The 24,636-nt window shown below is 70.1% G+C and carries 28 protein-coding genes; 19 read left to right on the top strand and 9 right to left on the bottom strand.

Going from position 1 to position 24,636, the window contains the following annotated elements; all coding sequences use genetic code 11:
* Positions 1 to 93 precede the first annotated feature (93 nt).
* From AQI94_RS41050 to ygfZ, 4 genes are all read left to right on the top strand, one after another.
* Positions 94 to 930 carry a hypothetical protein gene (locus tag AQI94_RS41050; protein WP_063760204.1) on the top strand — a complete coding sequence of 279 codons (837 nt, stop codon included), beginning with the start codon at positions 94 to 96 and terminating at the stop codon, positions 928 to 930.
* 215 nt (positions 931 to 1,145) lie between these two features.
* Positions 1,146 to 1,721 carry an FABP family protein gene (locus AQI94_RS41045; RefSeq protein ID WP_007382989.1) on the top strand — a complete coding sequence of 192 codons (576 nt, stop codon included), beginning with the start codon at positions 1,146 to 1,148 and terminating at the stop codon, positions 1,719 to 1,721.
* Between the two features lie 81 nt (positions 1,722 to 1,802).
* Positions 1,803 to 2,240 (top strand): Fur family transcriptional regulator, encoded by a 438-nt coding sequence (locus tag AQI94_RS41040; protein WP_007382988.1) that lies wholly within the window; start codon positions 1,803 to 1,805, stop codon positions 2,238 to 2,240.
* Between the two features lie 10 nt (positions 2,241 to 2,250).
* Positions 2,251 to 3,216, top strand: coding sequence for a CAF17-like 4Fe-4S cluster assembly/insertion protein YgfZ (ygfZ, locus tag AQI94_RS41035; protein ID WP_031056598.1), 966 nt, complete (start codon positions 2,251 to 2,253; stop codon positions 3,214 to 3,216).
* A gap of 2 nt (positions 3,217 to 3,218) precedes the next feature.
* Here ygfZ and dtd read toward each other — a convergent pair whose 3' ends face one another.
* Positions 3,219 to 3,644, bottom strand: a complete 426-nt coding sequence (gene dtd / locus AQI94_RS41030) for a D-aminoacyl-tRNA deacylase (protein ID WP_031056595.1) — start codon at positions 3,642 to 3,644, stop codon at positions 3,219 to 3,221.
* Between the two features lie 158 nt (positions 3,645 to 3,802).
* On the opposite strand from dtd, the gene AQI94_RS41025 reads away from it, so the two are divergent.
* Positions 3,803 to 4,426, top strand: coding sequence for an RsiG family protein (locus AQI94_RS41025; protein ID WP_031056593.1), 624 nt, complete (start codon positions 3,803 to 3,805; stop codon positions 4,424 to 4,426).
* A gap of 79 nt (positions 4,427 to 4,505) precedes the next feature.
* Entirely contained in the window at positions 4,506 to 5,756 is a 1,251-nt protein-coding gene (locus AQI94_RS41020) for a GNAT family N-acetyltransferase (RefSeq protein WP_031056591.1), read from the top strand.
* A 278-nt stretch (positions 5,757 to 6,034) separates the two neighbouring features.
* On the opposite strand, the gene AQI94_RS41015 is transcribed toward AQI94_RS41020, so the two are convergent.
* Positions 6,035 to 6,220, bottom strand: coding sequence for a hypothetical protein (locus AQI94_RS41015; RefSeq protein ID WP_031056588.1), 186 nt, complete (start codon positions 6,218 to 6,220; stop codon positions 6,035 to 6,037).
* Between the two features lie 186 nt (positions 6,221 to 6,406).
* On the opposite strand from AQI94_RS41015, the gene AQI94_RS41010 reads away from it, so the two are divergent.
* Positions 6,407 to 7,324: a winged helix-turn-helix domain-containing protein gene (locus tag AQI94_RS41010; RefSeq protein WP_078902903.1), complete on the top strand. Its 918-nt coding sequence runs from the start codon at positions 6,407 to 6,409 to the stop codon at positions 7,322 to 7,324.
* Positions 7,325 to 7,359: 35 nt separating this feature from the next.
* Here AQI94_RS41010 and AQI94_RS41005 read toward each other — a convergent pair whose 3' ends face one another.
* Complete coding sequence (locus tag AQI94_RS41005; RefSeq protein ID WP_031056585.1) at positions 7,360 to 7,548, bottom strand: hypothetical protein; 189 nt, start codon at positions 7,546 to 7,548, stop codon at positions 7,360 to 7,362.
* Positions 7,549 to 7,717: 169 nt separating this feature from the next.
* Here AQI94_RS41005 and AQI94_RS41000 point away from each other — a divergent pair, with 169 nt between their 5' ends.
* From AQI94_RS41000 to AQI94_RS40975, 6 genes are all read left to right on the top strand, one after another.
* Positions 7,718 to 8,596: a winged helix-turn-helix domain-containing protein gene (locus tag AQI94_RS41000; protein ID WP_031056581.1), complete on the top strand. Its 879-nt coding sequence runs from the start codon at positions 7,718 to 7,720 to the stop codon at positions 8,594 to 8,596.
* Between the two features lie 80 nt (positions 8,597 to 8,676).
* Positions 8,677 to 9,345: an HAD family hydrolase gene (locus AQI94_RS40995; RefSeq protein ID WP_031056578.1), complete on the top strand. Its 669-nt coding sequence runs from the start codon at positions 8,677 to 8,679 to the stop codon at positions 9,343 to 9,345.
* A 208-nt stretch (positions 9,346 to 9,553) separates the two neighbouring features.
* Positions 9,554 to 10,438 carry a GntR family transcriptional regulator gene (locus AQI94_RS40990; protein ID WP_037945023.1) on the top strand — a complete coding sequence of 295 codons (885 nt, stop codon included), beginning with the start codon at positions 9,554 to 9,556 and terminating at the stop codon, positions 10,436 to 10,438.
* Positions 10,439 to 10,683: 245 nt separating this feature from the next.
* A complete protein-coding gene (locus AQI94_RS40985) occupies positions 10,684 to 12,651 on the top strand; it encodes a phosphotransferase family protein (protein WP_225890407.1) in 1,968 nt (655 codons plus the stop codon).
* A 29-nt stretch (positions 12,652 to 12,680) separates the two neighbouring features.
* Positions 12,681 to 13,289: a TetR family transcriptional regulator gene (locus AQI94_RS40980; protein WP_031056571.1), complete on the top strand. Its 609-nt coding sequence runs from the start codon at positions 12,681 to 12,683 to the stop codon at positions 13,287 to 13,289.
* Positions 13,290 to 13,344: 55 nt separating this feature from the next.
* Positions 13,345 to 15,390, top strand: coding sequence for a HelD family protein (locus AQI94_RS40975; RefSeq protein ID WP_031056569.1), 2,046 nt, complete (start codon positions 13,345 to 13,347; stop codon positions 15,388 to 15,390).
* A 25-nt stretch (positions 15,391 to 15,415) separates the two neighbouring features.
* On the opposite strand, the gene AQI94_RS40970 is transcribed toward AQI94_RS40975, so the two are convergent.
* Positions 15,416 to 16,258, bottom strand: coding sequence for a nitroreductase/quinone reductase family protein (locus AQI94_RS40970; protein WP_031056566.1), 843 nt, complete (start codon positions 16,256 to 16,258; stop codon positions 15,416 to 15,418).
* 193 nt (positions 16,259 to 16,451) lie between these two features.
* On the opposite strand from AQI94_RS40970, the gene AQI94_RS40965 reads away from it, so the two are divergent.
* Genes AQI94_RS40965 through AQI94_RS40955 form a run of 3 tightly spaced genes read left to right on the top strand, consistent with a single transcriptional unit; the run spans position 16,452 to position 18,359 of the window.
* A complete protein-coding gene (locus AQI94_RS40965) occupies positions 16,452 to 17,075 on the top strand; it encodes an RraA family protein (protein WP_031056561.1) in 624 nt (207 codons plus the stop codon).
* A gap of 8 nt (positions 17,076 to 17,083) precedes the next feature.
* Entirely contained in the window at positions 17,084 to 17,641 is a 558-nt protein-coding gene (locus AQI94_RS40960; protein ID WP_051832774.1) for an HAD domain-containing protein, read from the top strand.
* Positions 17,634 to 18,359, top strand: a complete 726-nt coding sequence (locus tag AQI94_RS40955) for a class I SAM-dependent methyltransferase (protein ID WP_031056555.1) — start codon at positions 17,634 to 17,636, stop codon at positions 18,357 to 18,359. Before AQI94_RS40960 ends, AQI94_RS40955 begins: the two co-directional genes overlap by 8 nt.
* Positions 18,360 to 18,364: 5 nt before the next feature.
* Here the strand turns inward: AQI94_RS40955 and AQI94_RS40950 are convergent, their stop codons facing one another.
* The 4 genes from AQI94_RS40950 to AQI94_RS40935 are packed head-to-tail and all read right to left on the bottom strand — an operon-like array spanning position 18,365 to position 20,646.
* Entirely contained in the window at positions 18,365 to 19,105 is a 741-nt protein-coding gene (locus tag AQI94_RS40950; RefSeq protein ID WP_031056553.1) for a VOC family protein, read from the bottom strand.
* Between the two features lie 10 nt (positions 19,106 to 19,115).
* A complete protein-coding gene (locus AQI94_RS40945; RefSeq protein ID WP_031056550.1) occupies positions 19,116 to 19,799 on the bottom strand; it encodes a dihydrofolate reductase family protein in 684 nt (227 codons plus the stop codon).
* Positions 19,799 to 20,299, bottom strand: a complete 501-nt coding sequence (locus tag AQI94_RS40940) for an SRPBCC family protein (protein ID WP_031056548.1) — start codon at positions 20,297 to 20,299, stop codon at positions 19,799 to 19,801. Before AQI94_RS40940 ends, AQI94_RS40945 begins: the two co-directional genes overlap by 1 nt.
* Positions 20,299 to 20,646, bottom strand: coding sequence for an ArsR/SmtB family transcription factor (locus AQI94_RS40935; RefSeq protein WP_031056544.1), 348 nt, complete (start codon positions 20,644 to 20,646; stop codon positions 20,299 to 20,301). The genes AQI94_RS40940 and AQI94_RS40935 overlap by 1 nt, the downstream gene beginning before the upstream one ends.
* 134 nt (positions 20,647 to 20,780) lie before the next feature.
* Here AQI94_RS40935 and AQI94_RS40930 point away from each other — a divergent pair, with 134 nt between their 5' ends.
* The 3 genes from AQI94_RS40930 to AQI94_RS40920 all read left to right on the top strand — a co-directional run bounded on the left by AQI94_RS40930 (position 20,781) and on the right by AQI94_RS40920 (position 22,626).
* Entirely contained in the window at positions 20,781 to 21,380 is a 600-nt protein-coding gene (locus AQI94_RS40930; RefSeq protein ID WP_031056542.1) for a helix-turn-helix domain-containing protein, read from the top strand.
* A 92-nt stretch (positions 21,381 to 21,472) separates the two neighbouring features.
* Positions 21,473 to 22,144 (top strand): hypothetical protein, encoded by a 672-nt coding sequence (locus AQI94_RS40925; protein WP_031056540.1) that lies wholly within the window; start codon positions 21,473 to 21,475, stop codon positions 22,142 to 22,144.
* Between the two features lie 143 nt (positions 22,145 to 22,287).
* A complete protein-coding gene (locus tag AQI94_RS40920) occupies positions 22,288 to 22,626 on the top strand; it encodes a DUF2516 family protein (protein ID WP_031056538.1) in 339 nt (112 codons plus the stop codon).
* Positions 22,627 to 23,055: 429 nt separating this feature from the next.
* Here AQI94_RS40920 and AQI94_RS40915 read toward each other — a convergent pair whose 3' ends face one another.
* Entirely contained in the window at positions 23,056 to 24,375 is a 1,320-nt protein-coding gene (locus AQI94_RS40915) for a PP2C family protein-serine/threonine phosphatase (protein WP_031056536.1), read from the bottom strand.
* Positions 24,376 to 24,636: the final 261 nt, after the last annotated feature.

Raw genomic sequence — 24,636 nt, 5'->3', positions numbered from 1 at the left:
CCCCCGTCCCCGTCGGCCCCGGCCGCCGGTCCCGCCTCGGCGCCGGTGCCTGCACCCGTACCCGAAACCGCGCCCGCCCCCGAGCCGCAGCACATGCCCGACGACGTGGCGCTGCTCGACTCCGGGCCCGGGACCGACCCCGCAGCCGCCCCGGAACCCGCGCCCAAGGACCGCCGTGTCCTGCGGGCAGCTCTCCGTTGGACCGCCGCCCTCCTCACCTTCGCCGCGTTCGGTGCCGGGAGCGCGTACGGGATCGCCGGGATGGAGCGGACGGACGTGCCGGGGCTGGGGACCGTGTCGGACGGGCGGTGGGACTTTCCGGTGCTGACGAAGGCGCCGTTGCCCTCCGGGAGCCCCGGTCCGCTCGCCCCGGAGAACAAGGCCGGCAGCCACTACGCCGATCTGCGCGCGCTCGTGCTGCCCGCGCCCGAAGGGGCCACCGTCGACAAGGCGCTCAGCGGTACCGACGGCTGGCTGCCGACGAAGGATCTGCTCTCGGAGTACGCCGAGAAGGAGGACCGGGAGGAGTTCGGGACGAAGCTCTCCGAGAACGGCCTGCGGCACATCGCGGCCCGCGGCTGGACCACCCCCGACGGCACGAGCACCCGGATCTACCTGCTCCAGTTCGACACCGCGGCCGTCGTGGACGACCTGTTCGGCCGGGACATCGCCCCGTACGGCAGCCCCGGCTACGAACTGCGCGACGCCCCCGACTCCGTCTCCGACGAGGCATTCCCGGACGCGGCCCGGATCCACGACATCACCGCGTCCGTCTACGTCGAGTCGAAGCCGTACGGCAAGGAACAGGCCCGCCACGCCTACATCGGCGCCGGCGACGTCCTCGCCCTGGTCGTCCAGTCCCGCAAGGGCACCGCGAACCCCGTCCCCTTCCAGCAGACGGTGACGCTCCAGAGCCAGCTCCTGGGCTGAGGAGACCCGCACGGCCCGCCGGGCCCCGGCCGCGTAAGCTGGGGCCCGGCCCTGTGTACATGCACCGCACCCCGCTCATCCGAGGAGCACCCCGTGGAGATCTTCTTCGAAGCCCTGCTGGTCCTGGTCTGCGTCGGCGTTCTCGCCTTCGCCGGACTGACCGTGAAGAAGCTGTACCAGGGCCAGCGCTGATCCCCCTCTAGGAACCGCCACTCATGATCGAGATCCCGTCCGACCTCCACAAGGACCTCGTCCCGCTCGCCTTCCTGCTCGGCAACTGGGCGGGCGCGGGCGTGCACGACTTCCCCGGCTCGGAGAAGTGCAACTTCGGCCAGGAGGTGACCTTCGGCCACGACGGCCGGGACTTCCTGGAGTACGAGTCCCACACCTGGGTCCTCGACAACGACGGCAACAAGGTCCGCCCGCTGGAGTCGGAGCACGGCTTCTGGCGCATCGACGCCGACCGCAAGGTCGAGGTGACGATGGTCAGGGACGACGGCGTCGTCGAGATCTGGTACGGCGAGATGGCCGACCAGAAGCCGCAGATCGACCTGGTGACCGACGCCGTCGCGCGGACGGCCGCCTCGGGGCCGTACAGCGGTGGCAAGCGCCTGTACGGCTACGTGAAGAGCGACCTCATGTGGGTCGGCGAGAAGCAGACCCCCGAGGTCGAGCTGCGCCCCTACATGTCCGCCCACCTGAAGAAGGTCGTCACCCCGGAGGAGGTCGAGCGCTGGGCCAAGGCCCTGCCCGACGACATGCCGGACGACGGCATCGCCTTCTTCAAGTAGGTCCCGCAGCAAATAGGCCCCGCAGCAAGTAGGTCCCGCATTCAAGTGGGTCCCGCACCGAGAGGTCCTAGACTTCCCGGTGTGGTGAGCACCGACTGGAAGAGCGACCTCAGGCAGCGCGGCTACCGGCTGACGCCGCAGCGTCAGCTTGTCCTCGAAGCCGTGGACACCCTGGAGCACGCGACCCCCGACGCCATCCTCACGGAAGTGAAGAAGACGGCGTCGGGGGTCAACATTTCCACGGTCTACCGGACCCTGGAGCTCCTGGAGGAACTCGGCCTGGTCAGCCACGCCCATCTGGGGCACGGGGCGCCGACGTACCACCTCGCCGACCGCCATCACCACATCCACCTGGTCTGCCGCGACTGCGAGAACGTCATCGAGGCGGACATCAAGGTGGCCGCCGACTTCACCGCGAAGCTCCGGCAGGAGTTCGGCTTCGAGACCGACATGAAGCACTTCGCGATCTTCGGCCGCTGCAAGGACTGCTCACTCAAGGCTTCAACTACCGAGTCGTAGGCTTAGGCGTATGAAGAGTCCCCTGCTGTCCCTGCCCGGCGCCGTCCCCGCCGAGGGCGTGGACGAAGGCGTCGCCGCGCACTACGGCGACCTGTTCCGCGAACAGCGCGCCCTCGCCGGCGGCACCGGATTCGTCGACCTCTCGCACCGCGGGGTCGTGTCCGTCACCGGCGACGACCGCCTCAGCTGGCTGCACCTGCTGCTCACCCAGCACGTCAGCGACCTCCCCACGGGCCAGGCCACCGAGGCGCTCATCCTCTCCGCGCACGGCCATATCGAGCACGCGCTGTACCTCGTCGACGACGGCACGACCGTGTGGGCGCACGTCGAACCCGGCACCCAGGACGCGCTGATCGCCTACCTGGAGTCGATGAAGTTCTTCTACCGGGTCGACGTCGCCGACCGCACCGACGAGATCGCCGTCGTCCACCTTCCCGCCGGTTCCATCGCCGAGGTGCCGCAGGGGGTCGTCGTACGCGAGACGCCGTACGGCCGCGATCTGTTCCTGCCGCGCGCGGACCTGGAGTCGTACGCGGACAAGGCCGGTCCCGCGGTCGGCCTGCTCGCCTACGAGGCGCTGCGGGTCGAGCAGCACCGCCCCCGCCTCGGTTTCGAGACCGACCACCGCACCATCCCGCACGAGCTGGGCTGGATCGGCACCGCGGTGCACCTCCAGAAAGGCTGCTACCGCGGCCAGGAGACCGTGGCCCGCGTCCAGAACCTCGGCAAGCCGCCGCGGCGGCTGGTCTTCCTGCACCTGGACGGCAGCGAGGTGCACCTGCCGCCCGCGGGCGCGGACCTCCGGCTCGCGGACGAGGGGCCCGACGGCCGCAAGATCGGTTTCGTGACGACGTCGGTCAGGCACCACGAGCTCGGCCCGGTCGCGCTCGCGCTGGTCAAGCGGAACGTCCCCCTGGACGCGAGGCTGCTGGCCGACAGCACGGCGGCCGCCCAGGAGGCGGTCGTCGAGCCGTAGGCTCACATCTCCAGCAGGACCGTGAACGGGCCGTCGTTCGTCAGGGAGACCCGCATCGAGGCGCCGAAGCGGCCGGTGGCCACCGTCGCGCCCAGGGCGCGGAGCTGGGCGACGACCTCCTCGACGAGAGGCTCGGCGACATCGCCGGGGGCCGCCGCGTTCCATGTGGGGCGGCGGCCCTTGCGGGCGTCGCCGTACAGGGTGAACTGGCTGATCACCAGCAGCGGGGCGTCGATGTCGCTGCACGACCTCTCGTCGTGCAGCATCCGTACCGACCAGAGTTTGCGGGCCAGTTGGGCCGCCTTCTCCTTGGTGTCCTCGTGGGTGACCCCGACGAGAACGCACAGTCCCTCGCCGCTGATCTCCCCGACCGTCTCCCCGTCGACGACGACGCTCGCGCCGTCCACCCTCTGCACCACTGCACGCATGCGCCCATCATGCCGGTCCCGCGGACAGGGGCCGTGTTCGGGTTTGTATTTGATCCCTAACCCCCCATCTGGGGCCGTTCGGGGGCACTCGGTCACATAGCGGCCACTTGGGGTGGCACGATGCTTCCACACGCCGGTCGAGGGGACGGTTGAGGCGCATGAGCACACCGAGTACCGGGCAGCATTCCGGGCCCGTCCGCGCTGCCCGCGGAGCGGAGCCGGAGCCACCCCGGCCGCCCGCGCAGCGTACGGACAGCCCCCTGCTGCCCCCTGATCCACCCGAGCAGGACCTCGCCGCGCTGAGCCTGCCCGAACTGCGCACCCTGCGCAGGGACGCGCAGCGCGACGAGGCCGACCTCAGTTACGTCCGACGGCTGTTGCAGGGCCGTATCGACATCCTTCGCGCGGAGCTGCTGCGCCGGTCCCCGACGGGCTCGGTGCCCGAGCGGCTCCCGGAGGCGTCGGTGGTCGAGCGGCTCCCGGAGATCCTCACCGACGCCCCGGCCCGCCACCGCTCCTCGGCCCGCCACGTCAGGCTGGGCACCCCGCACAGCGAGGAGTACCGGCTGCTGGCCGCCGAGATGCTCGCGGAGGTCGAGCTCTCGGACCTCTCGGCGCGGACCGACCTGGAACTGAGCACCGCCATGGGCCGGCTCGTGCGGTACGAGCAGCGGGTGTCGGGGCGCCGGCAGCGGTTGCAGCGGACGGCGGACGAGTGCAGCGGGGAGATCGCGCGGCGGTACCGGGAGGGCGAGGCGCAGGTGGAGGATCTGCTGACCTAGCGACGGGCGGCCGTCCGGGGTGCGTCCGCGGCACGGAAAACCGCGCGACACTCCCACCCCGCCCGCCTACCGTGGCCCCATGAGCGCCCCAGCCGACATCGACGTGCGTCCGATCACCGAGGCCGAGCATTCCGAGTGGCTGCGTGCCCTGCGGGCCGGGTTCCTGCGGGAGCCCGTCGTGTCGGCGGCGGAACTGGCGGCCCGCAGAGGGCAGTTCGAGCACGGCCGGTTCATCGGCGCCTTCGAGGGGGAGCGCTGCGTGGCGACCTTCCGGTCGTTCGCGCAGGAGGTCACCGCGGTCGGCGGGCAGCTGGTGGCCGCCGACGCCATCTCCGGCGTCACCGTCACCGCCACCCACCGCCGCCGCGGTCTGCTGACCCGCATGATGAACGAGGACCTCGCCGCCGCGAAGGAGCGCGGGGACGTCCTGGCCACGCTGATCGCCGCCGAGTACCGGATCTACGGCCGGTACGGTTTCGGCCCCGCCACCTCGGGCACCGAGTGGACGATCGACGTCCCGCGCGCCGGCCTGGATCCCCGGGGCCCGGATCTGCGCGGCGGCCGTATCGATCTGGTGGACCCCGACGAGGTGCGCAAGCTAGGTCCCGAACTGCACGACCGGATGCGCCGGGCCACACCGGGCGCGATCAGCCGGGACGAGTGGTGGTGGCAGCTGAACACGGGCGCCGTGCGCACCGAACCGGGGTGGACCGAGCCGTTCTTCGCCGTGTACCGGGCGGCGGACGGCACGGTCGAGGGGCTGATGGCGTACGAGGTCGACGAGAAGTGGGCCGACACCATGCAGCCGTCGAACACGGCGAGCGTGCGGGGCATGATCGCCTCGACCCCGGCGGCCGAGCGCGTCCTGTGGCACTACCTGTGCTCGATCGACTGGGTCATGCGGGTCAAGAGCGGCTGGCGAGCCCCTGACGACCTGCTCCCGCATCTCCTGCCGAACCCCCCGGCGGCCAGGATCACCATGCAGGCGGACTGGCTGTGGGTGCGGATCCTGGATGTCGTACGGGCCCTGGAGGCGCGGACGTACGAGGGCGAGGGGACGCTGGTGCTGGAGGTCGTGGACGGCTCCGGGACGACGGGCGGCCGCTACCTGCTGGACGCCACGCCGGACGGTGCCTCCTGTACGGCCACGAGCCGGAGCGCCGATCTCACGCTGGACGTGCGGGACTTGGCGACGCTGTGGCTCGGGGACGAGTCGGCGGTGCGGCTCGCGGCGCTGGGGCGGGTGCGGGAAGAACGAGCGGGCGCCGGCCGGGGGGCCGACGCCCTGCTGCACACGTCCAGGCGACCGTGGTGCCCGGACATGTTCTGACGCTCCCTTCCGGCGGGGACGGGTGTCCCTTGTTCCTGACGGGATTCCTGACGGTGTCGCTGTCGGGATTCCTGATGGTGTTCCTGATCGTGCTTTCGCATCCGTAGCGAAGGTGTTCAGTTGTGGCTGTGCGCGGGTGCTCCCCCATGGAGCTGTTGAGTTGTGGCTGTGCTCGGTGCCGACGATGTTCAGTTGTGGCTGTGCAGACCGACCGGGCTCCCGGCTCCCCTCCAGGGGGGAGCCCGGTCAGCCGGATCCTGGGCCCGGCGGGGCGGGCGTCATCCGGACTGGGCGAGCAGCATCACGAGGATGACCGCTCCGATGCCGCCGATCGCGACGTTCTTGGACTTGACGCCGATGGTCAGCGCGAGGAACGCGATGATGCCCATCGCACCCCACTTCCACTGGACGAGCGCCTCGAAGCCGACGGCGAGGGCGGCGATGGCGACGGCGATGAACGGCATGACGGTCCCCCCTTTCGGGACGGTGGCCCCTGTCGGCCACCGAGTTGGCCAACCTTGTGAAGCTTTGACCATGTTTTTCAAGGTTGCTCAAGTTGGCGACCAACTTCACTGTACTTATCTCCGCTTGGATGCGGCTCATAACCACCTTTCAGTGAACTGCCCAAAGATGGCGGGAAGTTGTAGTGTTTGGTCGTGGACCCGAAACACGCCTCCGTCAATGGACGGAAGAGGTCGCAGCGGCCACAGAAATCACATCGCGAAGTGGCCGACGAGCTCCGCACCCGGATCCGGTCCGGCACGCTGCGGGCAGGTCAGCGCATGCCCACCCAGGCGCGCCTGGCCGACGAGTTCGGCGTCGAGCGGGGGGTCGTACGCCAGGCGCTGCACCTGCTGCAGACGGAACACCTGCTCACCAACGTCTCCAAGGGAAGCCCGGCGACCGTCGCCCCCGACCTGGGGCTCAGCAGGACGCTCAGCGGCCCCGGGGCCGCGCCGCAGCCCACGATGGTCACGCTCGGCCCCCGCATCGCCGCGGCCTTCGCGGCGCCGCACGTCGAGATAGACGCCCTGTGTCTGACGTCGGTGTCCCTCAACCTCGCCGTCGGCGAAGGGCTGCGCCAGATCCACGCCGGACGGCTGAATCCGGCCAAGGTCGACGTCCGTGTCCTGCTGCCGGGCCGGGACATCGACCTCGCCTTCCCGGTGTCGGTCGAGGGCCGCGGCGAGGACGACCCGGTCCACGAGCGCTGGCTGGCCCAGCGCAACGCGCAGGGGCAGGTCCTCCAGCACAACCTCCTGGCCCTGCGGGCCACGCACGGCATAGACGTCCATGTCTCCTTCCGTGCCCTGCCCTTCACGCCGCCGGTGAAGCTGTACCTGCTGAACGGCATGGAGGCGCTCTTCGCGTACTACACGCTGTCCCGCCGCAAGGAGGAGATCGACGACGAGCACCTGGAGCTGTACGACTCCGAGGGCACCCAGTCGATGCTGTTCGCCTTCGAGCAGGGCGCCGGCCTGCGGGACACCACCTTCGTGGAGCAGTCCCACCTGTGGTTCAACGCACTGTGGGAGACGATCAGTTCGGAGCTGACGCTCACGAGCTGAGGTCTCCCACAGGGGCGGATCGGGGTGTGCTCGGGTCATAGGGCAGGTCCCGCGACGAGCAGGGCGAGCACCACGGCCCCCACCGAGCTGATGGCGGGGTTCTTGGCCTTGAGACCGATGGTGAGCAGGAGCATCCCGATGATGCCGCTGGCTCCGTACTTCCACTGCAGGGTCTGCTCGACGCCGACGACGAAGACGGCGGAGAGGAGGGCGAGGGCAGGCATGGTGGTTCCCCCTTCGGGCTTCGGGGCGGGCGAGGCGGGCAGTGCGGAGGCAAAACTTCCACCAACTCAACCAAGTTGGCAACCAACTCTATATATGTTGTCCCCACTTGGTGGCAGTTGATAAACAACTTCGGAACAACTCCCCATAGATGGATCGGAGTTGTACCGTTTGGTCGTGACCCAGGAGAACGTGGCAGTGAACGGCAGCAGAAGGCTCTCGCCCCAGGAAATCGCCGACACCCTGCGGGAACGCATCCGCACGGGTGACCTCAAGGCCGGTGACCGCCTCCCCACCCAGGCCGAGCTCGCCGAGGAGTTCGGGGTGGAGCGGGGCGCGGTCCGCCAGGCGCTGCGCGCGCTGCAGGAGGACGGGCTGCTCAGCAATGTGAGCAAGGGCAGTCCGCCGCGGATCGCGGAGGTGCCGGTCACCCAGGGGGGTCCGCAGCCGACGATGGTGGCCCTGGCGCCCCGTCTGGCCGACGCGTTCGCCAGCCCGCAGGTCCGGATCGACGCCGCCTGTCTCACGGCGGAGACCCTGATGGTGGCCCTGAGCGAACCGGTCCGCCTCATTCACGAGGGCCGGATCCAGCCCGAGTCCATCGACGTGCGCATCCTGCTGCCCTCCCGCGACATCAACCTGGCCTTCCCGGTCCCGGTCGAGGCCCCCGACGACGACAACCCGGTCCACCAGCGCTGGCTGGAGATGCGCAACGCCCAGGGTCACGTCCTGCGCCACAACCTCCGCTCCCTGCGCTCCTCCCACGGGATCGACGTCAAGGTCAGGTTCCGTGCGCTGCCGTTCACTCCGCCGGTGAAGCTGTACCTGCTCAACGGCGTGGAGGCGCTGATCGCGTACTACATGGTCGCCCGCCGGGAGGAGGCCACCGACACCGGAATGCTCGACATGTACGACGTCCTCGGCACGGAGTCCCTGCTCTTCTCCTTCGACAAGAACGCCGGCCAACGCGACGCCGCGTTCGTGGCGCAGTCGCAGAAGTGGTTCGACGCCCTCTGGGAAACCATCACGACGGACCTGACACTCTCCTAGTGACTCCTGAGACGACGCACACTGAACCGGTGACAGCAGAGACAGCACGACTCGCATCACTGGTCGCCTCCGCTCGGTACGTGCTCTGGGACCTGGACGGACCGATCTGCCGGTTGTTCGCGGGGTATCCGGCGCATCAGATAGCCGGAGAACTGGTGAAGAAGATCGACCAGTTGGGCATGGGCGGATTGCTGACCGAGCAGGAACGATCCAGCGACGACCCGCACGATGCATTGCGAGGTGTCCATGATCGGCGCCCTGGGAGCGATCTGGTCCTCGAACTGGAGGAGTGGCTCACCCGGCGTGAATTGCAGGCCGTGCCCAAGGCGAGGCCCACGCCGTATGCCGATCCGCTGATCAGGACGTGGTCGTCGCGCGGCGTTAGGTTCGCGATCACCACCAACAACGCCGCCCTTGCGGCCGCGGCGTACGTCGAGAGCCGCCGGCTGACGGACTGTTTCCCTTACGTCTACGGCCGCACGCCGAACCTCGATCTGATGAAGCCGAATCCGTACTGTCTGGAAGAGGCGATCAAGGCCATGGGAGCTGTTCCCGCGGCCACTTTGATGATCGGCGACGCCCCCACGGACCTCAAGGCCGCGCAGCAGGCCAGGGTCGCGTTCCTGGGCTACGCGCGTAACGAGGACAAGGAGCGGATCCTGAGGGAGGCGGGTGCCGAGGTCGTCGTGGGCTCGATGGAGCAAGTGCTGGACGTCCTGCGCCGTCGGCAGGGAACCGCGTTCATGTAACCGGTCCACCACTCAGCCATCTCCATCCACATTGGTAGGCCCTGCCTGACCGGTACCGTCCAATTGGCCGGATCTCTTGAATTGGGTTGTGCCCGGACTGCCTGATCGACTAACTAACCAACAAATGTGGGACCGTTGGTCCGGCGAGTTGGACTGCTGATGGATGCGAAGTGGTTTGCGTGACCGAGGGGAGAGGTACGGTCGCGGTGTGAGCGAAGAACGCGGCAAGGGAGCCACCGTCCTGGCAACGCTGCGATCCCGCATCTCTGAGGGGAAGTACAAGCCGGGCAGCAACCTGCCCCCGCAGCGCGATCTGGCCACGGAGTTCGGCGTCTCGCGCGACACGATCCAGCGGGTCCTGAGAGCCCTGGGCGAGGACGGCTGGATCGAATCCCGCCAAGGCAGCGGATCCAGGGTCCTGGCGACTCCTCCCCTGCAAGTGGCGTCGGCGACGGAGGTGCCGGCCGGTCGTGTGGCGCTCGGCCCCTTCGTCGCCCGCGTCTTCGCGCAACCGAGCGTGGAACTGGATGTCTTCACCTTCACCTCGGAGAGCCTCGACACCCACGTCCGGGTGCAGGCCGAGGCGATCCGGCATGGACAGATTCCGGCCCCCGAGCGCATCGCGCTCCGGATACTGCTGCCCTCGGATGAGGTGGAGCTGCCGTACCCGCGGGCCAGGGTGCCGAAGGACTCCACTGCCGATGTCGCGGAACTGGACCGGAAGCTTCAGGTGCGAACCCGTGAGATCGTCCGTCGGCATGCCTCGTCTTTGCGCAATGTCCTGCGCAACCTCAAGGCGGACGGGCTGGTGGAGGACGTGGAGGTCACGGTCCGTGAGGTGCCGTTCGTGCCGACGCACAAGCTGTACTTGAGGCGTGGTGCGGAGGGACTTCTCGGCCCGTACCGCATCGTGGAACGCACGATCCTGATGGATGACGATTCCGAGATCGATGTCTGGGACGTCCAGGGGCTGGGCTCCACCTTGATACGTCTCGTTCACGACGAGGGTGACCCCCGCGCCATCGGATCCGTGTTCATGGAGAGCTGGCAGGACTGGTTCGACTCTTGCTGGCATCGCTTCGCGCCGATGTGACGGCAAGTCCGCCATCGACGTCGTTGATGTCGTGGGCTTCGACTCGGCGGATTGGCTTCTCGCCACGTAACAAAGTGGGCACGGAGACGTTAAAAAGTCCGACGTGGCCCAGACATGTCCGACAGGTCTCTCCCCAAGAGCGGCATAGCGGCCGTGTGCGGGGGCGCGTCCCGCTAATGTGTGCATCAATTTTCCTGGGTGCGCATTCCCCTCCGAGGTTTAGAACTACCGTTTCAGGAGCACAAGTGGCGATCGGGGCTTGGCCTGACCGCGGGGGTGAAGTCCGTAATGCCGTCCTCTCGGAGATCAGTAAGAGCCGATACCGGCTGGAGATCTCCACGCGGGCACCCATGTCCCTTCCTGAGGCGGGCGGCAGTTTGCAGCCCAGGACATGTCCCGTCGGCAAGCCCGTCGACCCCATCACCATCAGGGCACTGACCCGTCTCCTCGCGCAACTGATGCTGGTGCGCAAGGAAGCGCTGCCTCCGCTGCCGGCCGAATGGCCGCCCAACGAGAGGGACAGCCGGGCCTATCTGGACACCGTCGTGCGGCGGGCGACCCAACGGATCCTCGGCTCCGGTGGTACCGACTTCAGCGGGCTGTTCGCCGTGCTGGGCGTACCCGGCGACGCTCTGGCCGGATTCGCCGGACGGATGCCCTCCCCGGCCCGCCGCCCCTACGGCTTCCTGCTCATGAACCTCAACCGTGACAACGCGATCGTCCTGGAGGGCCCCAAGCTCTCGATGGCCCGCCTCGACTGGAGGTCCGCGTCGTACGGGGATCCGCTGCACGGTCTCGCGAGTCATGTGGTGCGGATGCGTTACCCCGAGCACCAGCTGGACGAGGTCCTCGACGCGTGGGTGCGCGATATGGGAAGCGTGAGGCTCACGGCGGTCAACGGCGCCCGCCGGGATTTTTCGCGTTATGTCACCTTCGAGCGCATCAATGTCGCTTACGCCGAAGTGATCACGGCAGCCGAATCTCTCGGCGACGAGGTCGCCCTACCCCGGCTGGCCGCGGCTGCCGAGGATGTCAGGGCCGCTCTGGAGGCCGCGTCCGACGTGCTCGGGATGTCCGAGGTTCCGCCCGTGAGGGAGATCGCGGACGCGCTGTTCCGATGGCAGTCGGGGCGTATCGCGCATCGGAAGAAGCAGCTGCCGATCCCGTTGTTCCGGTGGGTGCGGGACACACGTGTCACCGACCGGGAGGACTTCCCGTACGGCCTGGTCCGGCAAGCTCTGGCTCTGGAGGGCGTCGCCCCCGCTCACCGGGTCTTTCGCGGGACGGCTCACCTCAACACCGTCGTCCACCTCGACGCGTACGCGAAGCCCGTGGTGGTCCGGCGCGAAACTGCGGCGGCACCCCGTCGTGAGCAGGGGGAACTCAAGGAACACGCCGTCCTGCAGGTGATCGAGAAGTCCAGTCGGCGGTTCCGCGCACCGAGAATCCTGGCGCTGGGATACGACGACCGAGGACGCCACTTCGCGATCCACACCTACGAGGGGCCGTCGAACCGTGCTCCGAGCCATCCCGAGGACGGACTGCTGCCCGGCGAGGCCGATGAACTCGTGGACGCGCTCGCCACGCTTGCCATGATGGATTACTCGACATTGCCTTTCGAAACGACGAAAGAGACCTTCTACGCGCGGCTGAGTGAACGGCTGGCCGCATTCGTCGACGACCTCCCTATCGAAACCCGGCAGGCCGCCCGGACCTGGGGGCTGCCGGACGGCTCGGTGCTCCGGCAGATCCTCCGTCGCTATCAGGTGACGGAACGTACCGCCGCCCTCCTCCATGGCGACCTCAATCCCTGGAATCTGATCCGTGATGGGCGTCGTGGCGGGCTGACGATCATCGACTGGGAAATGGGGATGATCGGTGACCCGCTGTACGACCTGGTGCGCCATCTGCATCTGACGCCGACCCGTCCCGAGATGCGCACGCGTATGTTCAAGCGCTGGAGCGGGGCCCTCCCTCCCGAGTATGTCGCCGGATGGGAGCAGGACTGGCGCGTCTACCGCTGGATCGAGCAGGTCCGCTCTGCCTACGTCGACCTGGACCGGATCACGACGGGGGCCGCTCTCGACACGCCGAACGTGCGGCGTGCTGTCGACGCGTACGAGATGACCCTGACCGCAGCCACCGGCTCCCTGGGGCTGCGCATGCGCAAGCGCGTGGTGCCGAAGCTGCCCGCCCCGCTCAAGGCGTCCTGACTCCCGATCCAGGTGCGTAGGCTCACCTCATGACCGCCCCCGGCCTGCGTGAGCGCAAGAAGCAGCGGATGTACGAGACGGTGTCCGCGATCGCCGTCCGGCTCTTTCTGGAGAAGGGGTTCGACGCCGTCTCCGTGGCCGAGATCGCCGCCGCCGCCGAGATCTCCAAGCCGACCCTCTTCCGGTACTTCCCGGCCAAGGAGGACCTCGTCCTCCACCGGATCGCCGATCACGAGGATGAGGCCGCGCGGGTCGTGGCCCAGTCGGACGAGGCGCCTCTCGTGGCCCTGCGGCGGCATTTCCTCGACGGGCTGGAGCGGGAGGATCCCGTCACCGGGCTCAATGACCACCCGGATGTCCTCGCCTTCCACTCGCTGCTCTACGGCACTCCCGCCCTCGTCGCCCGGGCCCACCGGCACCTGGAGCGGCAGGAGGCCGCGCTCGCCGAGGTGCTCGGGGGGAATCTCGACGCGCGGCTGGCCGCCGGGCAGATCATCGCCGTGCGGCGGATTCTCGCGATGGAGAACTGGGGGCGGATTGCGAAAGGGGAGTCCGTCGAGGACGTTCGCGGGCACGCCGTGGCCGCGGCCGAGCGCGGGTTCGGGGTGCTGGCGGACGGGTTGCCGTGGCTCGCGTGAGTGAGGGCGGGTTAAAAATTTAACTCGGTTACGTTTTATCGCGTACGCTGGCCCCATGACGTCAGCCGACCCCGCTCCGCCCCCCGCCGCCCTGAAAGAGTCCCTCCGTCGCGAGCGCGTCCACCACGACCGTTGCCGTACCGCCCTGGCCGCCATGGTCGAGGGGGCGCAGGAGCAGGTCGTCGTCGGTGAGGACGTCTCCGCGTCCGGGGCGGACGCCGAGGTGCTCGGTTACCAGCTGCGCAGCCAGGCCAAGGAGATGCGGGAGCTTCCCGAAGGACCCCTGTTCTTCGGGAAGTTGGAGTTCGACCGCGGCGACCATGCCGGGCAGGCGTATCACCTGGGCCGGCTGCGGATCACCGAGCATCCCGCCGCCCCGCCCCTCGTCGTCGACTGGCGTGCGCCCGTCTCCCGCGCCTTCTACCAGGCGAGCGCCAGTGATCCGCAGGGGGTCGCCGTGCGGCGGCGATTCGGGTGGGCGGCGGGCAGCAAGGGGGACTCCGGCGACCTCACCGGGCTGGAGGACGAGCACCTGGGCAAAGGGGAGTCGGGGCCCAGTGCCATCGTCACCCGGGAGATCGAACGTCCCCGCGTCGGTCCCATGCGGGACATCGCCGCGACCATCCAGCCCGAGCAGGACGATCTCGTACGCAGCGACCTCGCCGTGTCCGTCTGCGTCCAGGGCGCCCCGGGGACCGGCAAGACCGCCGTGGGGCTGCACCGGGCCGCCTACCTCCTCTACACCCACCCGCAGCGCATGCGGCGCGGCGGGCTCCTCGTCCTCGGGCCCAACCGGACCTTCCTCTCCTACATCTCCCAGGTGCTGCCCGCGCTCGGCGAGAGCGGCGTACGGCAGTCCACGCTCCAGGACGAGATCGCCCGCCATCCGGTCACGGCCACCGACGCCGACCCCACCGCCGCCCTCAAGCACGACCCCCGCATGGCCGAGGTGCTGCGCCGGGCGCTGTACGCACGGGTGTCGACCGCCCGGGTCGACTCCCTGGAGATCAGGGACGGTTCGTACAGCTGGCGGGTCGGGGCCGGTGAACTCACTCGGATCGTGGCGGACGTACGGGAGGAGGAACCGCCCTACGGGACCGGGCGGGAGCGGGTGCGCAGCCGGGTGGTGCGGAGCGTGCAGTTGCAGGCCGAGCGGCGGGCCGGGCCGCAGAACGGCGCCTGGGTGCAGCGGGTTTCACGGTCCCGGGTGATCGGGGCGTTCCTCGACGCGGTGTGGCCCAAGGCGCGGCCCGAGGAGGTCGTGACCGAACTGCTGAGTGACAGCGCGGAGTTGGCGGCCGCCGCCGACGGGATTCTCGACGCCGAGGAGCAGAAGGACCTGCTGTGGGCCAGGCCGCCGAGGTCGTGGAAGTCGGCGCGGTGGTCGGCGGCCGACCTGGTGCTGCTCGACGAGGCCGCCGGGCTGGTGGAGCATCCCGAGGGGTACGGCCATCTCGTCGTCGACGAGGCGCAGGATCTGTCGCCGATGGAGTGCCGGGCGATCGCCCGCCGGGCCCGCTTCGGCTCGCTCACCGTGCTCGGCGACCTGGCTCAGGGGACCACGCCCTGGGCGGCCCGCTCGTGGCACACCGTCCTGCGGCACCTCGGCAAGCCGGACGCGGCGGTCGTGCCGCTGACCGTCGGGTTCCGGGTGCCGCGGGCCGTCGTCCAGCTCGCCAACCGGCTTCTCGCCCGGCTGGACGTGGAGGTGCCGGAGGGGCTGTCGCTGCGCGGGGACGGGGAGCTGGCCATCCGGGCCACGTCGACGGACGCTCTGCCGGACGCGGTCGTGGACGCCGTACGGGACTCGCTCGCCCACGAGGGATCCGTCGGGGTCGTCGCGGCCGACGCCGACGTGGCCCGCGTACGGCAGGCCCTCGACGCGGCCGGGATCGCCACCGCCGGGCCGGACGAGCTGGGTGCGCGGGTGAGCGTCGTACCGGCCGGGGTGGTCAAGGGCCTTGAGTACGACCATGTCGTCGCCGTCGAGCCGGCCGCGATCGCGGAGGCGGAGGAGCGGGGGCTGCACCGGCTGTACGTGGTGCTGACCCGGGCGGTGTCACGGCTGGTGGTGGTGCACGGGCGGCCGCTGCCGTTCTAGCGCGGGGCGGCCGCCCGTGATCAGGTCAGGCCTGTTCGAGCAGGGGGAGCAACTGTTCCTCCTCGTAGGCCAGATGGGCCTCCAGCTCGGTCGTCAGGCGCTCGACCTCCGTGCGGACGGAGTCGAGGTCCGTGCCGGAGAGGGTCCTCCGCAACTCCTCGACCAGCGCGGCGATGTGTTCGTGCTCGGCGCGCAGCCGGTCCAGGGCCGGGGCGGCCTCCGGGTGGCGTTCGGCCAGGAACGGGAACATCGCCACGTCCTCGCCGGTGTGGTGGTTGTGCAGGCCCTGGCAGAACGTCAGGCAGTTGACGCGGAGTTGGGCGCCGAGGGTGCTGCTGCCGGTCGCCAACTCGCGCCGGATGAGAGCCAGTTCCCGGCGGAAGACGTCGTGGACGAGTCTGACGGCCTCGGCCGGGGAGGAGGCGTTGATGTCCGGCGGGCCCGGGCGGGCGATCTCGCGCAGGGCGACCACGGGGAGGACCCGGTCGGTCTTCTCCTGGTACACGGCCCAGCCGCGGTCCGCCTCCACGGCCCGAGCGAAGGCCCGGTCCCGCTCCTCGCCCGCGAGGACGACCGCCTCGGCCTCGTAGGTGAACACCCCGCTCTCCACGGTGACCCGGGGGTGCGCGAGGAGATTGCGGTACCAGTCGGGGTGGCGGGGCGAGCCGCCGGCCGAGGCGATCACGAGGATGCGGTCGCCGCCGTCGGGGAGGTAGCCGACGGGAGTGGTGTGCGGGGTGCCGGTGCGGGCGCCGGTGGTGGTGAGCAGGATCAGGCGGCCGCCCTCGAAGGGGCCGCCGACCCGGCCGTGGTTCGCGCGGAACTCGTCGATGATCTGCTGGTTGAAGTCGTGAAAGGGGTTGGTCACTCTCTCTGCTCTCTCTGGTCTCCGGTCATGTCCTGGACGACTCGGAGAAAGCGGCGGACCCCTGGTCCTGCCCCACCGGCGACTGCGCTCGGGCGGGGGGACCCTCACCGGCCTCACTCAGAGGCCGGGCACCCAACTCGCTCACGGCACAAGGCCGACCCGGCAGTCATGCCCGCACGGTAACGTCCGGAGCGTGATCGAGACCACCGAGTTTGCTGACGTTCCCACGACCACCCTGGCCGATCTGCTCGGCCGTGACCGGGTCATGGACATCGGTATCCGGCCGCTGTGGGGGCCGGTCCCGCGGGTCGCCGGGCCGGCGTTCACCGTACGGTGTCCACCCGGCGACAACCTGATGCTGCACGCGGCGATCCACCGGGCGCCGGCCGGGTCGGTGATCGTGGTCGAGTCGGGGGACCTCGACTACGCGCTGGCCGGTGGCAACGTGTGCGCGGTCGCGCAGCGGCGGGGGATCGCCGGATTCGTCGCCGACGGGCTGATCCGCGACCTGGCCGAGGTGCGGGAGGCCGGTTTCCCTGTCTTCGCCCGGGGCGTCATCCCGATCCCGGGCACGAAGAAGGCGGTGGCGCCGCTGGGCGAGCCGGTGCGGTGCGGGGGAGTGCGGGTCGAGGCCGGGGACGTGGTGGTCGCCGACGAGGAGGGGATCGTGGCCGTCCCGGCCGCCCGCCGCACGGACATCCTCACGGCAGCCCGCGCCAAGCTGGCCAAGGAGGCCGCGGAGACGCTCGACGAGTGGGAGGCGGCACACCGCGGGCGGATCGACGAGATCCTCGCGGCGGGCGGGTTCGAGGACTGAGTACCGCTGTGGACCCGGTCCTGCTCTTCCTCGACATCGACGGAACTCTGCTGCCGTTCGGGGGTGGGCCGTATCCGACGTACGAGCCGGCCGTCCCTCTGCCTGAGGCTGTGGCCGGGCATCCGCTGCTGAACCGTGTCGACCCCGCGCTCGGCACGCGCCTGCTGTCGCTGGGCTGCGCGCCGGTGTGGGCCACGACCTGGATGGGCGACGCCAACGCCTGTCTGTCGCCCTGGCTCGGGCTGCCCCGGCTCCCGTTCGTGGACTGGCCGGACCCGGACCCGGACGACGACGGCGGCCCGGCCGGTCCGCACTGGAAGACCCGTCCGCTCGTCTCCTGGGCGGCCGGGCGGCCCTTCGTCTGGGTCGACGACGAGATCACCGAGGCCGATCGGGTCTGGGTGGCGGCGCACCACCCCGCACGCGCCCTACTGCACCGAGTGGATCACCAAGTGGGTCTCACCGAAAGGGACTTCGAGGTGCTGGAGGAGTGGCTCGGGGAGTGGCGGGGCGATATCCGTTCTGCGGGCCCGGCGCGCTCGCCCTACCGTCGCCCGCATGGCTGACGAAGGCTTCACGCATCCACGGCTTGCCGCGATCTACGACGCCCTCGATCCCGATCGGAGCGACCTGGACGCGTATCTCCGGATCGTCGAGGAGTTCGGGGCGCGCGAAGTGCTGGACGTCGGGTGCGGGACAGGGGTGTTCGCACTGCTGCTGGCCGAGCGGGGGATCGTGGCCGTCGGGGTCGATCCCGCGCTCGCCTCGCTCGACGTGGCCCGGGGGAAGCCGGGCAGTGAACGGGTGCGCTGGATCCACGGCGACGCCCGCGAACTGCCCCCGCTGCGCGTCGACCTGGTGACCATGACGGCCAACGTCGCCCAGCAGATCGTAGGAGCGGATGCCTGGCGGGAGACGCTGCGGGGGACGTACGCGGCGCTACGGCCCGGTGGACGGCTGGTATTCGAGACGCGGGACCCCGCCCGGCGGGCCTGGGAGGAGTGGAACCGGGAGACGTCGTACGCCCTGACGGACGTGCCCGGTGCCGGGGTGGTGGAGAGCTGGGTGGAAGTGACCTGTGTGGCCGGGCAGTTGGTCACGTTCCGGTGGACATACGTGTTCGCCTCGGACGGGCGGACGCTGACCTCGGACTCGACGTTGCGCTTCCGGGAGCGGGCGGAGATCGAGGCGGAACTGGGCGCGCGGGGGTTCGTGGTGGAGGACGTACGGGACGCGCCGGACCGGCCGGGAAAGGAGCTGGTTTTCGTGGCGCGGCGCCCATAGGACCGTCAGGACCGGGCGAGGACGCAGAACTCGTGGCCCTCCGGGTCGGACAGGCACGTCCACGGGGCGTCGCCCTGGCCGAGGTCGAGGTCGGTGGCGCCGAGGGCACGCAATCGGTCCACCTCGGCGGACCTGTCGTCACCCGGGGACGGCAGCAGGTCGAGATGGACGCGGTCCGGCACGGTCTTCGCGCCGGGCGTGCGGAGGAACTCGAGAAAAGGGCCGGCTCCCTCGGCGGAACGCAGCGACGACAGCTCGTCGGCCACCTCGTGCGGGATCCAGTCCGTCGCCTCGCCCCAGAACCGGGCCATGGCCCGCGGATCCACGCAGTCCACGACCACGGCGGCGATCGGCCCGATGTCCCGGTAGACCTCCCTGGGCTCCAGCACGCAGAACTCGTTGCCCTCGGGGTCGGCGAGGACCGTCCACGGCACGTCACCCTGGCCCACGTCGACGGGCGTCGCGCCGGCGGCCTTCGCGCGCGCCACCACCTCCGCCTGATGGGCCGCGGACGTGGTGGCGAGATCGAGGTGCACCCGGTTCTTCGTCGCCGGCTTCGGTTCCGGGACGGGGACGACGTCGATGCCCAGGACGACCGGGTCCGGCCACACGAGGCCGCCCGCGGGGCCGACGTAGGCGGTCACTCCGGGACGGTACGCACACCATCCGAGCGCCTCGGCCCAGAACCGTCCGACCGCGGCCGCGTCAACGGCCTTGATGTTCACCTGAACAGGTCGCAGCGCCATGGGGGCGATCCTAGGCAGTCGCCGCCGGACGGCGTTTCGCGGCGGTGTACGTCAGGTGTGTCACCCGGGACGAGGCGTCCGAGCGGGTCTGGTCGAGGCTGAGGCGGTCGGGGTCCACGTGATCGAACAGGCGGATGCCGGTGCCGAACAGGACCGGTGCGAGCGTGATCGAGAACTCGTCGATCAGGCCGGCGTCCAGGTACTGCTGGATGGTCTCGGCGCCCCCGGCGATGCGCACGTCGCGGTCGCCGGCCGCCTCGCGGGCCAGGAGCAGGGCGCTCTCGATGCCCTCGTCGACGAAGTGGAAGGTGGTGCCGCCCGGCCGCTCCCACGGTTCGCGCCGGGTGTGGGTGACGACGTACACCGGGGTGTGGAACGGCGCGTTCTCCGGCCATGCCAGCTCGCCGGCGTCGAACATCCGCCTGCCCATGACGCTCGCGCCGGTGCGCTCGTACGTCCCCCGCGCGATGTCGTTGTCGACGCCCTCCTCGCCGCCCTCGCCGAGCCCCAGGTTCTCCCGGAACCAGCGCTGCGGGAACAGCCACGCCTGCAGCTCCGACCACTTCGCCAACCAGCGCCGGGCTCCCGGGTCGTGCGGGCCTTCGGGTGTGAACACGGACTCGACGGGCACGGCCTCGGGCGCCATGAAGCCGTCCAGCGACATCGTCACGCTGAAGAACACTTTTCCGGCCATCAGCTCCGCGCTCCCTCGTCGCTTCCGGCGAGTACGGCGACGTAGGCCGCCAGGTTGCGCAGGGTCTGCTCGCCGCCCTCGACCGCGTGGTACTTCTCCACGGCTTCGTCGCGCAGCTCCCTGGTGGGAAACAGCGTGCGCATCTCGATCCGGGTCTGCCCGCCGGCCGGTTCGAAGGTCAGGACCGACTCGAAGGCGTTGGGGTCGTCGCGGGACTCCCCGTGCAGCAGCGCGATCCGCTCCGGCGGGACGATCTCCCGCCAGGTGATCCACTCCTGGTAGTCGGTTCCGTCCGGCCCGTGCATCACGAAGTCCCACTCGGCGCCGACGCGGAACGTGAAGGACCGCGTGGTGGTCGTGAACCCTTCCGGTCCCCACCACCGCGACAGGTGCCGGACCTGCGTGAACGCCTCGAACACCAGCTCCCGCGGGGCGTCGATCATGCGGGTGAGCACGATCTCGCGGTCCGCGGCCTCGCCGTCACTACTGGTCGTCGTCATCATGCGGTCCCTCCTGTGTCGCCTGCCGCAAGCTCCTGCACGTACTCGTCCAGCCGGTCGAAGCTCTCGCTCCAGAAGCGTTCGAAGCCGCCGAGCCACGCGTGGACCGGCCGCAGCCCGTGGGCGTCCAGGCCGTACAGCCGCTGCTTGCCCGCCCCGCGGACCCGCACCAGCCCGACCTCACGGAGCACCCGCAGATGCTTGGACGCCTGCGGCTGGGTCATCCCGAGGTCCCGCGCCAGATCGGTCACCGGCCGCTCACCGTCCCGCAGCAGCACCAGGATCTCCCGTCGCTGCGGTTCGGCGATCGCGTTGAACGCGTCCGAGGTTGTCGCCGCTCGTGCCATGGCAGCATCATATGCCTATATCGGAATGTGTGTCCTCCGGGAGTGGTTGCGGCGACGCGAGGGGGGGTGTGGCGCGACACACTATTGCAAGCGTCTGCTTGCAATAGTTAGCGCGAGTGGTGCACAGTGGACGCATGGCATCGCTCAACGTCGGCAATCTCGGTGACTATCTGCGTGAACAGCGGCGCACTGCGCAGCTGTCGCTCAGGCAGCTCGCCGATGCCGCCGGGGTGTCCAATCCGTATCTGAGCCAGATCGAGCGCGGGCTGCGCAAGCCGAGCGCGGAGGTGCTGCAGCAGGTCGCCAAGGCCCTGCGGATCTCCGCCGAGACGCTGTACGTGCGGGCCGGCATCCTCGACGCCGAGCGCGACCGGGACGACGTGGAGACGCGTGCGGTCATCCTCGCCGATCCCACGCTCAACGAGCGGCAGAAGCAGGTGCTGCTCCAGATCTACGAGTCCTTCCGCAAGGAGAACGGCTTCGAGATCGCCCCGCCGGACGCGGCTCCCGCGCCGGGCGACGGGCAGAGCGACCTGCCGGACGACAGTACGGCGGACACCCGGGCGGACCTGCGGGACGACGACGTCCCGGCCGACGCGGACCTCGGCGGGGACCCCGACGGGGCCGCCGCGATACGGCAGGCCCGCCGGCCCCGCAGCACCCGCAAGCCCCGCACCACCAAGCCCCCCAAGACCGACGGCAGCGACGCCGACCCGCAGCAGACGGCCAGTTGATACCGACACGGTTCGACATGGCCCGACGCCCGCCGACAGGCACCGCGGGACCCAAAACCCTCATCAGAAAGCGATCCGGGAGGACCATCACCATGGCCATCACCGACGACATCCGCAAGGCCGTCAAGGACCCGACCCCGCTCTACTTCCTCGCCGGCGCCGGTGACCTTGCCTTCCAGGAGGCCAAGAAGGTGCCCGGTCTGGTGGAGCAGCTGCGCGCCGAGGCGCCGGCCCGTATCGAGGCCGTGCGCGGCACCGACCCGAAGGCGGTCCAGGAGAAGGCCCAGGCCCGTGCCAAGGAGGCCGGCGCCAAGGTCAAGGAGACGCAGGAGACCCTGCAGACCAAGGTCGGCGACTTCATCAACACCCTCGACGGTGACCTGAAGAAGCTCGGCAGCACGCTCGACGCGGACCTGAAGAAGCTCGGCGAGTCCGCCCAGGACTTCGCCCTGCGTGGCGTCGGCGTCGCCGCCGAGTACGCCGTCAAGGCCCGCGAGGCGTACGAGAAGGTCGCCGAGCACGGCGAGCAGGCCGTCAAGACCTGGCGTGGCGAGGCCGCCGAGGAGATCGAGGAACTGGCGATCGCCGTCGAGCCCAACGCCGAGCCGGGCGAGGTCAAGGACCAGACCGCGACTCCGGTCGCGAAGCCGGTCACGCCCGCCACGGTCGCCGCCCCGGCCCCGGCCAAGAAGGCGGCACCCACCGCCAAGAAGGCCACGCCGCGCAAGACCACCACGGCGAAGAAGACCCCGCCCGCCAAGTAAGGCACCGCGGGACACGACGGACACCGGGCCGGGCACTTACCGAGTGCCCGGCCCGTTCTCCGGGTAGCGACCTTGCGGGAACGGGTACGGTGACCGCGTAATCGCGAAATGACGAGCCGAGTCGGGTGGTGGACGTTGTGCTGATGCAGGGGTTCGCAGGCTTCATGTGGCTGCTGAGCATGGCCCTGATCGTTTTCAGCGGGTTCGCGCTGTTCGACGCCGCCATCCGCCGTGAGGACGCCTACCGAGCGGCCGACAAGAAGACCAAGCCCTTCTGGCTGATCGTCCTCGGGCTCGCCTTCGTGGTGAACCTGATCTTCAACATCCTGTCGTTCCTGCCGATCATCGGCCTCATCGCGACGATCGTCTACATGGTCGACGTACGCCCGGCGATCCGAGCCCTCCCGGGCGGCGGCCGCAGCGGCCGGGGCAGCGGTTCGAGCAGTGACGGCCCTTACGGCCCGTACAACGGCGGCCGATAGGCCCAGCGCCCGGCGGCTCCACCGCGGGGCCCGGCTGACGCGGCTGGCGGTCGGGTGTCCTGCTCTGCGGCGTGCGTGGAGTGCCGTGGCGGCCGGGTGAACCCCGGACGGCCACGGCTTACGACACAAGCGCGAGGCCACGACGAGCCAGCCCCGCGGACGGCTTACGAGGGAAGGGCCGCGCGTGGGCCGCTGTGCACCCACGGGCGGGCCGCCGCCTGGGCCGGAACCTGTTCCGTGGACCGCCGTGAGCCCGCAGACGGCTCATGACAGAAATCGCCAGGGGCCGGTGTGAGCCGGGACGGGTCCGCGACGGGTTCGAGGTGAGCCGCGGTGGGCTTGCGGTGGACCCGCCGTGACCCGCGACGAACGCCGGCGGACCCGCCGGAGCCGCCCGAACCGCGAGGGTGAGCCGGGCTCGCTCGGCCGTCAGCTCTCCCGGTCGAGCAGCAGTACCGCCACGTCGTCCGCGAGCTCGCCGCCGTTCAGCGTGCGCACCTCGTTCACCGCGGCCCGCAGCAACGCCTCGCCGCGCAGTCCCTCGGAGAGCTGGCGGCGGATCATGGACACCATCCCGTCCTGGCCCAGCCGCTCCCGGCCCTCCCCGACGCGCCCCTCGATCAGGCCGTCGGTGTAGAGCATCAGGCTCCACTCGGCCCCCAGCTCCACCTGCATCCGAGGCCAGCGAGCCCCCGGCAGCAGCCCCAGCGCGGGGCCGTTGTTGTCGTACGGCAGCAGCCGCGCGGGCCGCCCCGGTCGGGCCACCAGCGGCGAAGGGTGCCCGGCGAGACACAGGCCCGCCCGTCGTCCGTCCGGCGCGATGTCCACCGTGCACAGCGTCGCGAAGATCTCGTCGTCCGAGCGCTCGTGCTCCAGTACCTCCTGCAGCGTGCCGAGCAGCTCGTCCCCGCACAGCCCCGCCAGGGTCAGCGCACGCCAGGCGATCCGCAGCTCCACGCCGAGTGCTGCCTCGTCGGGGCCGTGCCCGCAGACGTCGCCGATCATCGCGTGCACGGTCCCGTCGGGAGTCCGTACGACGTCGTAGAAGTCACCACCGAGCAGTGCCCGCGACCGGCCCGGCCGGTAGCGTGCGGCGAACCGCAGCGACGAGCCCTCCAGCAGCGGTGTGGGCAGCAGCCCGCGCTCCAGGCGCCGGTTCTCCTGCGCCCGCACCCGTCCCTCGGCGAGCCTGCGCTCCGCCGTGTCGGAACGTTTCCGCTCGACCGCGTACCGGATCGCCCGGCTCAGCAGCCGGCCGTCCAGTTCGTCCCGGAAGAGGTAGTCCTGGGCGCCCACCCGGACCGCCTCCGCGCCGCGCTCGGCGTCGCCGGACGCGGTGAGCGCGAGGACGGCGTGCCGGGGTGCGAGTTCGAGGACATGGCGGAGTACTGCGAGCTCGTCGTCGTCGGGGGAGCGGCCGGGCGTGGGCAGCGCGAGATCGAGCAGGATGCAGTGCACGTCATCCGTGAGCAGCCGCTCCGCCTCGGTGAGGTTGCGGGCCGTACGGACCCGGATCGGCTTGCCGGCCGAGTCGACGAGTTCGGGGACGACCGTGGACCCGCCGGGATCGTCCTCGATCACCAGCAGGCTCAGTTGGGTGGCGGCGTTGTTGTCGACCGTGGCTTCCTTGCGCGGGGCTTCTTTCTTGGAGGGCTCGTCCTTCGCAGAGGGCTCGTCCTGGGGTGCGGCCGGCGCCTGACCACTTTCCACGGCCGGGATCGCTCGCTGCCGCGGTATGGGTACGGGCATCGTCTTGGATTCCTTCCCTCCCCCCGAGGGCATGGTGGAGCGAGGGACCTCGATCCACCGACGGGGACCATAGCGGGTGCCGGGCCGGGAAAGGAATGGCGTGAGACACGCCGCTTGGCCGGTGGCCACTGTCATATGCCGCGTTATGTACCGCAGTTGGACACGTTGCGGGTGTCGCGGGGATGACGAACGTCACGTTCGCGGCAGGTTTGCGGCGTCGTCAGGCGTGCGCCGCATCACATGACCCAGGTCTCAGCCGGT

This window comes from Streptomyces pseudovenezuelae (assembly GCF_001513955.1).
Lineage (GTDB): Bacteria > Actinomycetota > Actinomycetes > Streptomycetales > Streptomycetaceae > Streptomyces > Streptomyces pseudovenezuelae.
The sequence above is the reverse complement of the archived record's forward strand: the minus strand, read 5'-3'. Positions and strand labels throughout refer to the sequence as shown.

Bases quoted from the DNA above. Each gene is read 5' to 3' on its own strand.
- AQI94_RS40955 (WP_031056555.1), top strand. From the start codon at position 17,634: ATGGCTGACGAAGGCTTCACGCATCCACGGCTTGCCGCGATCTACGAC.
- AQI94_RS41020 (WP_031056591.1), top strand. From the start codon at position 4,506: ATGAGCGCCCCAGCCGACATCGACGTGCGTCCGATCACCGAGGCCGAG.
- dtd (WP_031056595.1), bottom strand. From the start codon at position 3,644: ATGCGTGCAGTGGTGCAGAGGGTGGACGGCGCGAGCGTCGTCGTCGAC.
- AQI94_RS40945 (WP_031056550.1), bottom strand. From the start codon at position 19,799: ATGGCCGGAAAAGTGTTCTTCAGCGTGACGATGTCGCTGGACGGCTTC.
- AQI94_RS40915 (WP_031056536.1), bottom strand. From the start codon at position 24,375: ATGCCCGTACCCATACCGCGGCAGCGAGCGATCCCGGCCGTGGAAAGT.
- AQI94_RS41050 (WP_063760204.1), top strand. From the start codon at position 94: ATGCCCGACGACGTGGCGCTGCTCGACTCCGGGCCCGGGACCGACCCC.
- ygfZ (WP_031056598.1), top strand. From the start codon at position 2,251: ATGAAGAGTCCCCTGCTGTCCCTGCCCGGCGCCGTCCCCGCCGAGGGC.
- AQI94_RS40925 (WP_031056540.1), top strand. From the start codon at position 21,473: ATGGCCATCACCGACGACATCCGCAAGGCCGTCAAGGACCCGACCCCG.
- AQI94_RS41005 (WP_031056585.1), bottom strand. From the start codon at position 7,548: ATGCCTGCCCTCGCCCTCCTCTCCGCCGTCTTCGTCGTCGGCGTCGAG.
- AQI94_RS40950 (WP_031056553.1), bottom strand. From the start codon at position 19,105: ATGGCGCTGCGACCTGTTCAGGTGAACATCAAGGCCGTTGACGCGGCC.
- AQI94_RS40975 (WP_031056569.1), top strand. From the start codon at position 13,345: ATGACGTCAGCCGACCCCGCTCCGCCCCCCGCCGCCCTGAAAGAGTCC.
- AQI94_RS40940 (WP_031056548.1), bottom strand. From the start codon at position 20,299: ATGACGACGACCAGTAGTGACGGCGAGGCCGCGGACCGCGAGATCGTG.
- AQI94_RS40980 (WP_031056571.1), top strand. From the start codon at position 12,681: ATGACCGCCCCCGGCCTGCGTGAGCGCAAGAAGCAGCGGATGTACGAG.
- AQI94_RS41015 (WP_031056588.1), bottom strand. From the start codon at position 6,220: ATGCCGTTCATCGCCGTCGCCATCGCCGCCCTCGCCGTCGGCTTCGAG.
- AQI94_RS40930 (WP_031056542.1), top strand. From the start codon at position 20,781: ATGGCATCGCTCAACGTCGGCAATCTCGGTGACTATCTGCGTGAACAG.
- AQI94_RS41045 (WP_007382989.1), top strand. From the start codon at position 1,146: ATGATCGAGATCCCGTCCGACCTCCACAAGGACCTCGTCCCGCTCGCC.
- AQI94_RS40935 (WP_031056544.1), bottom strand. From the start codon at position 20,646: ATGGCACGAGCGGCGACAACCTCGGACGCGTTCAACGCGATCGCCGAA.
- AQI94_RS41025 (WP_031056593.1), top strand. From the start codon at position 3,803: ATGAGCACACCGAGTACCGGGCAGCATTCCGGGCCCGTCCGCGCTGCC.
- AQI94_RS40920 (WP_031056538.1), top strand. From the start codon at position 22,288: ATGCAGGGGTTCGCAGGCTTCATGTGGCTGCTGAGCATGGCCCTGATC.